We start from the raw sequence: 10,924 nt of genomic DNA, 5'->3' as shown, positions 1-10,924 counted from the left end.
TCACCTGTGGGTGTCATAACCCCCTTAACGTAGGTCTAATCCTGGACCTGCATCTTGCAGACTCTGTGAGGAGTAATTTCCGGCAGGAGCCAGAAATTACCGGATTTTATGCAAGAGTCTGGTTTCACGATCGCTTAATCACCCCCCAGGAATCCCCGACTATATCCTGGCAAACCATTAGGGGTCGAGAATGGAGTCGCCTCCATTCCCTCCCATTCAGAACCGTACATGAGACTTTCACCTCATACGGCTCCTAGTCTGACTGCTCCATTGTTAAGGAACAGCTCTGGCATTGTCAAGTGCCGTTTGATCATCGCGGGTGTGGCGGTGTAGTAGTTGAAGGTTTTTGTATTCATCCTTTCCGCCTTGGCTTCGAGGTACAATGTGGTCTACTTCAACTATATCTGTTGGTGCGAAATACAATCCACACCATTTACACTTGCCTTTTTGCTTTTTGAGTAGTTTTGCTACCCTGTTAGGCGTGTCGATTGCTTGTCCTTTTCTGGTTGCCCAGTAAGTCCAGTTTCCGTCGTAGGGTGTTGCATCGGGGCGTATTGGGGTGTGTCTGACCAATGGAGTCCAGTTATGTTTCCATAGTTGGAATCCATCTTTAGTTTGGAATAACCAAGATTCATGCCTTTCTTTCCCATTACTAAGTCTAACCGTTCCATGTCTGAAATAGTTTGTTAGCTTTTCGTGGTTTGCCTTTCCGCATCTTGATACTGTCCATGCCCGTAACATTAGCCAGGTTATATGGTCTAGCTTAACGAAGGTCTCTGATGAGACGACCCCTGAATAGTAATTTGACCATCCCCGAATAATTGGGTTTAGTTTGCTTATCAGGGCTGATTGAGGTGCTGTTTTAAGTTGTTTTATTACACCTTTAATCACTTCTTATATGGGCATTCCATCTTTAGATTTGTCCTCAGAACCGGGGTACTTTTAAAGGTCTATGTAGGTAGTGCAACAAGACTCCTACTTTTCCCCTTACTCTTTTAAGCGCAGCGTATCAACCTATTTCGCTACTTAATTAGTTCTGATGGTTCAAGCCGGACATTCGGTCTCCCTAATCATGGATGGTTGGCAGTGGTCGCATCTGGTAGTAGGTTCTACTTCACGCCTTCCGTTCCCCGCTTCAATCTGACGGGGTGTGATTCCTGAAACTGGGGGTGGCTATCGCCGTTACTCTTTCCCACAATCGCCCAAGTGGTTTTAATCCTCCGTGTTATATAGTTGAGTATTGCGATTTTCTTTGTGGAATTAACCTTGAGTTCCCTGCCTTGCTTTCGCTTTGGGACATATAAACAGTTATAGGGATGGTCAGGTGTGCTATCCTTATATTCAAACAAGGGGTTTAAATCCACTCCAGGCAGTTATTTCGGGCATTGCAGCCCTATTTGATGCCTGAACGTCTCGCACTGTTACCATAATTATAACCTTTAGATGGTAGCTAACTAAAGATTTTCCTGAGAAATTCGCCGATCGCTTTTCAGCCCTAGGGTGGTCAAGTTCACCTACCTAATAGTAAATCCTAGGTTAGACGTTGGACGTGGGGAATAGCCAACATCAGGGTCTTCCGCTCGCTTTGTGAGACGACATAGATCTACAGATTTTCCGGACAACTACTTCCACCCAGTAGGGTGGCCCTGATCCTGATGATAATGCTTAGACGGCATCAGTTTTCTGATGCAGGGCATCTTCAGAAGAATTTAGGAGATCTTGAATCGTCATGGTTAACTGTTTTAATCTCACTGGTTTACTCAAGTATTCATTAGCCCCCGCTAGTAAACAGGCCTTCCGATCGCTTTCCATGGCCAAAGCCGTTAAGGCAATGATGGGCGTTGTCGCTAACTCTGGAATCTCCCGAATCCGTTTCATCGCCTCTAGTCCATCCATTCCCGGCATTTGAATATCCATCAATATCAAATCAGGAGATAAAGCCACAGCCTGATTAATTGCCTCCTGACCATTTTTCGCCAACTCAATCCGGTAGCCTTTCGCGGTTAAATAGCTGGAAATCGTGCTGATATTCGCTTCATTATCTTCCGCTAAAAGCAGCAAAGGCGCTGCATTTGGGGTTGATGGCGTTTCCACATCATTAGGGTTTAAATCCGCCTCCGAGTCCATCCGTTGGGGAATCATCACAGAAGCCTGATAGGGTAAATCGATACTAAAACAACTACCCACCCCCACTTCACTGGTTAAACCCACCCGACCGCCATGCAATTCTACAATTTGTTTTGTCAAGGCCAAACCCAAGCCAGTTCCTTGATATTGGCGATTCAAGGCGCTGTCAATTTGCATAAACGGTTGAAACAGCTTCTTGATATTTTCTGGGCTGATACCAATGCCAGTATCTCTCACCGAAAACCGGAGATATGGGCTTTCTCCCTCCGCTTCTCTTGGTGGGGGCAATATCACTTCTAAGGTGATGCTTCCCCCTTCTGGGGTAAATTTAACCGCATTATTGAGCAGATTAATTAATACTTGACGGATGCGCCGTTCATCGAGTATAATATCAGGCAAATTTAAGGGCAGATTAACCGAGAGTTGAATCCGTTTTTTCAGGGCTTGCTGTTTGATGAAGGCGATACTGGATTTACACAGAGGCGCGATCGCAGTTGGGGAACATTCTAACTCTACCTGACCCGATTCTATCTTCGCCACATCTAAGATATCATTAATCAAAGCCAGCAGGTGAGAGGCGCTCCGTTCCACGGTTTGCAGGGCTTTCAGTTGTCTGTCATTCACGGGACCGAACACCTCCTCATGTAGCCCTTCCGTCATGCCTAAAATGGCATTGAGGGGGGTGCGAAGTTCATGGCTCATATTAGCCAGAAACTCATCCTTGAGACGGGTAGCGCGGATTAGTTCCTGATTGCGTTGAGTAAGCTGTTGTTGCGCCTGTTGACGTTCTCTGAGTTCCTGTTGCAACTGCTCAAACAGATTAGACTGTTGAATAGCGATCGCCAACTGGAACGAGAATTGCTGCGCCAAATCAATATCCGACTGTTCCCAATGGCGGGGGCCGTCACATTGATGAATGCACAACAGTCCCCATAAGACATCTTGACAGATAATCGGTATCACTAAGTTAGCCCGCACCTGAAACTGAGATAAAATATCTACATGGCAGTTTTCTAAACCGTCGTGGTGGATATCATCCGCCACATAATAACGTCCTTGAGCGTAGAGACTGGCATAGTTTTCCCCAAAACAATGGTCATGGACGGGGATAGCCAGCACCGAGGGGAAGTCATTAACCACTGACTCCGCCACAAACTCACCGTCGTCATAGCCAGAGTCGGGGTAAAATTTGAAAATACCCACTCGGCTCCCTTGCAGACAGTTGCAAATCTCTCGAGAGGCGGTGTCAAAAATGGTGGGTAAATCCAGGGATTGACTGATGCGTTGATTCGTCTCCCGCAAGAGCCGTTCTCGTTGCGCTTGCTGCTCAATGGTTTGTTCGGCTTTTTTGCGATCGCTAATATCCGTATGAGTGCCGATAAACCGCAGTAGTCGTCCCTCAGCATCCCGTTCCACCATGCGCCCTTGGGCTAAAATCCAGCGATAGGAGCCATCTTTACAGCGCAGACGATGTTCATTGCGATACAACTCCGTTTTTCCTTGAATATGTCGCTCCACGTCCTGGTAAACTTGGGCTAAGTCGTCAGGATGAACCCGACTTTGCCACTCCGTCAACCGGTTCTCAATCTCATGCTCCTGATAACCCAGCATGGATTTCCATTGTTTATTGAACCAAAGTTCCCCCGTCTGCATCTTCCAATCCCAGAGTCCTGTATTCGCCGAAGCCAGACCCAGTTCTAAGCGCAGTTTACTTTCTTGCAGAGCCTGTTCTGCTTTGGTGCGTTCCTGAAGTGCCGCTTTCTGGGCGCTAATATTCACCACCACACAAACACAACTCCCGTCAGTTTGAGATAACATCGCCACCCCAATTAACACAAATACCAAATGTCCATCTTGATGGCGATAGGCTTTTTCAAAGGGGTGAATAAATCCAGATTGGCGTAGATGTTCGATCGCCTGCAAATCCAACTCTCGATATTCAGGGGGTGTGATTTCTGCCCAGTTGATTAAACCCATAGGCCGTTGGGCGCGGCTATAGCCCAACATCTCTAAAAAGCGATCATTAGCCTCGATGATGTCTCCGGCAAAATTGGTAAACATCATCCCCACTACGTTGGAGTCAAACACCCGCCGAAAACGAGTTTCACTGGCTTGTAAGGCGGCTTCAGCTTGGCGGATGTCGGTGATATCTAAATTCACCCCAATCATGCTGATGGGCTGACCCGCTTCATCCCGGACAACTAACCCAGAGGCTTTAATATAGTGGAGGCTGCCATCGGGATGCAGGACGCGAAATTCGGTGTTATAGTCAGCTTCTCCTAAAATGGCTTTCTGGAGGAGGTCTGCGGCGGCTTGGCGATCGTCGGGATGAACGCCATGAGACCAAACCTCGTAAGCTACCACAGATTCTGGCGACGAAAAGTATGACGAATTATCAACCCCATAGAGGGCATACATCTGCTCATCCCAAGTAATTTGATTTTGGCGAAGATCCCAATCCCAAAAGCCGATGTTTCCCGAAGATAAGGCAATTTTGAGCCGTTGGGAGAGTTGGAAAATTTCCGCCTCGGCTTGTTTGCGTTTGGTCATATCCCGGGCGACCCAAATCACCCGGCGATCGCTCATGGGAGAAATACTCGCTTCAAAATATATGCGGCGATCCTCCAGGTCGATTTGATACTCAAACGACACGGTTTTTCCGGTGGTTAAGGCTTCCAGAATCGGCAGTCGAGTGCGGGATTCGGCCTCGTCTTGAAATAGACAATCGAGGGTTTGATCCAGAATCTCGGTGGCTTGGGGCTCGAGTATTTGGTGGCGGGTGGGCATCACATTCACCTTGCGCGCATCGGGGGCAATGATTAAAACCAAATCCCCCATGGCTTCAAAGACGCTGCGTAACTCGGTTTCACTGCTGCGTAGTTTTTCCTCAAAGGCGGCGCGATCGCCAATATCCCGGAATATCCCTTGCACTATATGGGTCTGGCCCACTTTAATTAGGCTTCCTGAGATATCAACGGGAATTTCTGAGCCATCCGCCTTCAGAATCCGGGTATCCAACACCCAAAGCTGTTTTTCCTCAATAATCCGCTCAAAACTGCTAAAAATGCGGTCTAATTCCTCGGGGGGATGGAGTTGGCTGATATGTAGGGGCGATCGCTCTAGGCTCAGTCCGCTGAAATCGTCGCGGGAGTAGCCGAATAAGTCCTCGGCGGCGCGGTTGGCTTCGATCAGGTAGCCTTCAGGGGTGGCTAGGAAAATGGCATCACTGGCTCCTTCCATGAGGCCACGATAGCGGGCTTCCCGAGCCTGTAACTCGGCGGTGCGTTGCTCGACTCGGCTTTCAAGTTCGCTATTTAAAGATGCTAGGGCGAGTTGAGCCTTTTGGCGCTGCCTAATCTCGTTCTGGAGTTGTTCATGTTGGGTGGCTTGTTTGAGGGCGATCGCCAATTGAATCGAGAGCGCCTGCAAGAGTTCGATTTCCCCGGTTTGCCAATCTCGGGGCTGATCTCGGTGACTGGCGATCATCAACCCCCAGAGGCGATCGTCTACCACAAGCGGCACCATCAGCTTGGCGCGGATATCAAAGCTCAATAATAGCTCCTGATGGCACAGGGTCATGGAGTCATCATAAATGTCTCGCACCACCCGCACGCGACCTTGGCGATAGGGTTCGAGCCACTCTCGAGTCACACAGGGGTCATTGGCTTGACTGTGCAGCACCGAACGACCACCGGCCATAATCGATTCGGCAATGACGGAACCGCTCAAATCGTCTTCAAACTTGTAGATAATCACGCGATCGCAGCTCAACACCTGCCGCACTTCATCCACCGCCGTCTGGAGAATGGTGGCTAAGTCCAGGGAATTGCGAATGGTTGTGGAAATATTCAGCAGCAGGCGATCGCGCTGGGCCTGAGTTTGAATCCGCTGAGTTTGTGCGGCCACCTCCTCTTGTAGTTCCTGGTTGCGACGTTCCCACAACGCCAGTTTTTCGGCTTCTAGGCGGTTGACTTTTTGTTTGAGGTTTTCTGCCAAATTATAGATTTCAATGGGGTTAAACGCCCGTAGAAGGGTGGTTTGGGTGACGATTCCCACTAGGTTCCCCCGTTCTCCAGTGACCACCACCCGCCGAATCCGCCGTTCCTCCATCTGTTGCTGGGCTGCCCACAGAAACTCATCCGGTCGCACTGTAAACAGGGGAGAACTCATCACCTCTTGGGCGCTGGTTTCCCTGATCGCACCACCGACAGCCTGGAATTGCACAATATCCCGCTCGGTGATGATTCCCACAGGACGCTCTATGGGTGGGTTGTCGGCCGGATCGAACTCGGTGATAATCACGCAACTGACTCGGTTTTGGGTCAATAACTGAGCAATATCTAGCAGGGTGCGATCGGGGGGTGATGTCACCACGTCCTGAGCCATTACTTCCCCCACTGACCGCAACCGCATCAAGTCCACCGGACGGGTCAGCCTTTGTAGGCTTTCGTGGCTAATCAAACCGAGCAGGCGATCGTGGTCATCGACAATGGGTAAATGGCGCAAGCCACGCTTTTGCAGAAAGTCAATGATCGCAAAAATATCAGTTAGTTCCGACTGCTGTAGGGTGATAACGGGTTGGCTCATTACCTCGCCTACCAACAAACTTTGCAGGGGTTGCTGTTGGGCTGCCAGACGCACAATATCCCGCTCGGTGACAATACCGACAATGCGATCGCTTTCTGTGACGACTATAATTGAACTGCTGTCTGATTCACGACTGGGATTACTCATCAAGGCGATCGCCTCTTCCACTGTCGCTTCGGGGGAAATAGTTAACACATTAAGGGCGATCGCGGTTTTGGGGTCTATGGTGGTTTCGGTCGGACTCTGATTGTAATCAACCATCAGCGCAAGGATCTAGGGATGTTTAAACCCAGCATAACCCCGAAGTTAGGAATTTGTCGATCATGATCATGATAGCTTTCTAGTTCCGCCCTCAAGTATGCAGCTTTCGCGCTCATCAACCGCTCCAGTCAATCGCTATCCCCTAAATATTTTCGACCTGTTTTTATGGGCAAAAAAAACCGGTTAGCTAGTTAAAAAAGTCTCCGCTAGTCCGGCATTTCACACCATGGTTATTACACCTTTTCTTTCACTACCAAAACTGAACAATTAGCATCGGCTACCACTTGGGAACTAACGGACCCTTGTAATACTCGGCTAAGTCCAGTTAATCCGCGACTACCAATAATAATCAAATCAGTTTTATAGATATTAGAAAGCCGGATAATTTCTTCCGCTGGATCTCCCTGGACAATTTCCACATCACTGGGAACAGCTAACTGTTTCTGATAGCTGCGTAGATAATTCTCGATATCCCAATAGGCTAACTCTTCTGATGAGCTAGGATGGGGGCGATCGGCAATTGGATCTACATCAGGCCCTGTAGTTGAAACCACATGGGAGAATATCACATGGGTTGTGGGTTCCAATTGTAGTTGCTTTAAGGCATTCATCATTATCTCCATAGAAGGGGAATCATCAATAGCAACCAAAATTGTCCTCAGCATTGGCAACTTCTCCTCACATTAAGCTGACATAGAAATCAGCAACACCCGCTAAAAATCCCCATCTCCCTGATTTTTCGTCCGCAGACGAACAGAATCTGCATGGGATGGTAGCCCTTCTGCAGTAGCCAAAATATTAACAGCATTTGCGACTTTTTGCAGCGCCTGCGGAGAATATTCAATCAAACTGGAGTGTTTCATAAATACTTCCACCCCTAAAGCGGAAGCATACCTAGCCGCACCTGAAGTGGGTAGGGTGTGGTTAGGACCTGCTAAATAATCTCCCACCGCTTCCGGGGTCGAACAACCTAGGAAAATTGCCCCCGCATGGCGAATGTGTTCTAATAGTTCCCACGGCTCCTCAACTTCTAGCTCTAGGTGTTCGGGAGCAAATTCATTAGATAACTGAGCCGCTGCTTCTAGGGAGTCCACCACCACCACTAAGCCATAGTGAGCGATCGCCTTTTCCGTCATAGTTCGGCGCGGGTGATGCTCAAGCTGTCGTTCCACCTCAGCCACCACCTGACGAGCCAAAGCGGAGTCTGTCGTCAACAAAATCGCCGCCGCCATTGTATCATGTTCTGCCTGAGCGAGCATATCCGCCGCCACATGAACAGGGGAGGCGATACTATTGGCAATAATTAGCACCTCAGACGGTCCCGCCAGCGAGTCAATACCGACAGTACCATAAACCAATTTTTTCGCCAGCGTTACATATATATTACCCGGACCTGTGATCACATCAACTTTCGGCACAGTTTCCGTACCATAAGCCAAAGCAGCGATCGCCTGAGCGCCACCTACCCGATAAATTTCCTGGACTCCAGCTTCCTGAGCCGCCACCAAAATCGCCGGACTAATCTTATTATCAATGCCTGGGGGAGTTACCATCACAATGCGAGGCACTTTAGCCACATTAGCCGGAATAGCATTCATTAAAACCGTACTGAGATAGCACGCTTGGCCTCCCGGCACATATAAACCCGCCCGGTCAACAGGGGTGTATCGTTTACCTAAAACCACATTATCATCGCCAAAGTGAACCCAAGACTTAGGAACACGCTGGCGGTGAAATGCCTCAATCTGTTTTTTTGCTAACCGAATTGCATCGAGAAGTTCGCAATTAACCTGTTGATAAGCGACATCCAACTCCGAAGCACTGACCCGCAACTGTTCCAGGGTCAGAGTTTTGTGGTCAAATTCTTGGGTGTAGTGCAGCAGTGCTTTATCCCCTTGTCGCTTCACGGTTTGCAGAACTTCTCGCACCGTAGCTTCTTTATGGATAACAGTATCATCATGGGTACGACTGGCGATGCGTCGCAGTTCTGATTGTGCTTCAACCCACTGAGTAATAATTCGCAGCATGGTGATTAGGAGTGCAAACCGTAGAAGTTACTAGCCAAAACGCAAGGGAATTGAGCAACCCGGATGGGGCTAAATTTCTTTTATACCTAATTAAGCCGAACCAGGTCAGCCTAACTTTCAGTATAACCCGCGTTTGTTATATAGTGTAACGCGGATTCACAGACTCTGCCTGACTCCGAGATCTTCAGCCCTCATCTGGACTTTTGCGCCCCCGTATTGGCAAAATAAAAATTTAATGCACAAATTCCCCTATTGACGTGCTATATTGGTATTTCTGGAAATCTTGATTATCAAAGATCCGCGTAGTCCTACACCGGAAGCCATGGCCAATATCAAATCTGCCATTAAACGAGTCCAAATTGCTGAACGCAATCGGCTGAGGAATAGAACCTATAATTCAGCCGTCAGGACGCTCATGAAAAAATATTTTGCCGCTGTTGAGCAATATGCGGCTAATCCCACCGATGAAGCGTTGCAGGAAGTCCAGCAGCGGATGTCAGCAACCACCAGCAAAATCGATAAAGCCGTTAAGGTAGGTGTTCTGCACCGGAACAATGCGGCACGGAAAAAATCGAGATTAGCTCGGTTCTTGAAACGACACCAGCCTAATTCTAGCGCCCAGGAAGCGACAGCCTCCTAGGGGGAAACCTCGTGCCGTCCGCGAGTATGTCAGCAAGTCGCACTGAAGTGAGGGGTGGAAAAACCTATAACTTCAGTGGATGGCTATGCTAAATGGGATATCCCAGAAAACGGTGATCACCAAAAATCCAACAGTGTTGGCTAAAATATTAGCCGAAAGGCTGGGAACTATGCTGAAGGACAGATAGCACCAGATGCAGCTAATTGATACTCACGTTCACATTAACTTCAAGAGTCTGGCTACAGACCTCGGAGGTATCCGGCAGCGATGGCGGTCTGCTGGAGTGGTGTCTTTGGTACACTCCTGTGTTCATCCAGGGGAATTTGCCGAAATCAGGGCGATCGCCGACCAAGTAGAAGAACTATCCTTTGCCGTAGGGTTGCACCCTCTGGATACAGAGAAATGGACAGAAACCACAGCCAGTGAAATTAGGACTCTAGCTGAATCTGATCCGAGGGTAGTAGCGATCGGGGAAACGGGGTTAGACTTTTATAAGGCTAAGGATGAAGCCCGTCAAAAGGAAATTTGCCAAGCCCAACTGGAAATAGCTCGCCAACTAAATAAACCCGTAATTATCCACTGTCGAGATGCAGCCGCCTCGATGGTGGAACTGTTGCGGGATTTCTTCGATGATAAAGATCATGGTCCCGTGCGAGGTGTTATGCACTGTTGGGGTGGAAGTCCTGAAGAAATGCAATGGTTTTTAGACTTGGGGTTTTACATTAGTTTCAGCGGAACGGTAACCTTTAAAAATGCTACCCAAATTCAGGAATCTGCTCGTCGGGTTAGTAGCGATCGGCTATTGATTGAAACTGACTGCCCCTTTCTAGCTCCGGTTCCTCGACGAGGGAAACGGAACGAACCCGCCTTCGTGAAATACGTTGCCGAAAAAGTATCCGAACTCCGGGGTGTATCCCTAGAAACTCTGAGTCAGCAGACTACTAAAAATGCCTCGGAATTATTTGGCTTGTCCGTCATTCCTAGTAAACTAACCCCCTAATCAAACAAATCAACTCCCAAATTTCCCCAATCGCCCGACGAGCCATTGAGCAATTGCCCAGAGGTGGGGATATATCGATACTCAATGGGGGCGATGATGTGGTAGGGGTAACCCTGATTTCGCCTAACCCTAACATACCAGCAGACCTTGAACATCCCAGCAGACCTGTACAAACCATGACAAACACAACCCAATACGAATCGGCATTTGAACTTCCTGATTTAATTGAAATTCAGCGATCGAGTTTTCGTTGGTTTTTAGAAACCGGGCTAATTGAAGAAT

6 protein-coding genes and 1 pseudogene are annotated in these 10,924 nt (G+C 48.5%); 3 read left to right on the top strand and 4 right to left on the bottom strand.

The genetic code is table 11. The annotated features are described in order from the left end of the window. The coding region (locus tag ACTIE0_RS20380) for a hypothetical protein (protein ID WP_439516963.1) at positions 1–257 on the top strand (257 nt) is incomplete at its 5' end. Here ACTIE0_RS20380 and ACTIE0_RS20375 read toward each other — a convergent pair. The 4 genes and pseudogenes from ACTIE0_RS20375 to hisD form a co-directional block, all read right to left on the bottom strand. Beyond that, positions 254–894 (bottom strand): annotated as a pseudogene (locus ACTIE0_RS20375) (group II intron maturase-specific domain-containing protein); the annotation flags it as partial. The gene ACTIE0_RS20380 and the pseudogene ACTIE0_RS20375 overlap by 4 nt on opposite strands. Positions 895–1,665: 771 nt before the next feature. After that, positions 1,666–6,975: a PAS domain S-box protein gene (locus tag ACTIE0_RS20365; protein WP_006667927.1), complete on the bottom strand. Its 5,310-nt coding sequence runs from the start codon at positions 6,973–6,975 to the stop codon at positions 1,666–1,668. Positions 6,976–7,208: 233 nt separating this feature from the next. Further along, on the bottom strand, positions 7,209–7,640 hold the full coding sequence (locus ACTIE0_RS20360) for a universal stress protein (RefSeq protein ID WP_006667929.1): 432 nt from the start codon (positions 7,638–7,640) through the stop codon (positions 7,209–7,211). A 48-nt stretch (positions 7,641–7,688) separates the two neighbouring features. Next, positions 7,689–9,002, bottom strand: coding sequence for a histidinol dehydrogenase (gene hisD / locus ACTIE0_RS20355; protein ID WP_006621692.1), 1,314 nt, complete (start codon positions 9,000–9,002; stop codon positions 7,689–7,691). A 322-nt stretch (positions 9,003–9,324) separates the two neighbouring features. Between hisD and rpsT the strand changes: the two genes are divergently transcribed. Together rpsT and ACTIE0_RS20345 are read left to right on the top strand one after the other, a co-directional pair. Further along, positions 9,325–9,642, top strand: coding sequence for a 30S ribosomal protein S20 (gene rpsT, locus ACTIE0_RS20350; RefSeq protein WP_039932061.1), 318 nt, complete (start codon positions 9,325–9,327; stop codon positions 9,640–9,642). Positions 9,643–9,835: 193 nt separating this feature from the next. Beyond that, on the top strand, positions 9,836–10,642 hold the full coding sequence (locus ACTIE0_RS20345; protein ID WP_006621695.1) for a TatD family hydrolase: 807 nt from the start codon (positions 9,836–9,838) through the stop codon (positions 10,640–10,642). Positions 10,643–10,924 lie beyond the last annotated feature (282 nt).

The sequence above is a fragment of the Limnospira sp. genome, assembly GCF_051859755.1.
GTDB lineage: Bacteria > Cyanobacteriota > Cyanobacteriia > Cyanobacteriales > Microcoleaceae > Limnospira > Limnospira fusiformis.
This window is presented reverse-complemented; position numbering and strand designations above follow the sequence as displayed.

Bases quoted from the DNA above. Each gene is read 5' to 3' on its own strand.
- ACTIE0_RS20365 (WP_006667927.1), bottom strand. From the start codon at position 6,975: ATGGTTGATTACAATCAGAGTCCGACCGAAACCACCATAGACCCCAAA.
- ACTIE0_RS20345 (WP_006621695.1), top strand. From the start codon at position 9,836: ATGCAGCTAATTGATACTCACGTTCACATTAACTTCAAGAGTCTGGCT.
- rpsT (WP_039932061.1), top strand. From the start codon at position 9,325: ATGGCCAATATCAAATCTGCCATTAAACGAGTCCAAATTGCTGAACGC.
- ACTIE0_RS20360 (WP_006667929.1), bottom strand. From the start codon at position 7,640: ATGCTGAGGACAATTTTGGTTGCTATTGATGATTCCCCTTCTATGGAG.
- hisD (WP_006621692.1), bottom strand. From the start codon at position 9,002: ATGCTGCGAATTATTACTCAGTGGGTTGAAGCACAATCAGAACTGCGA.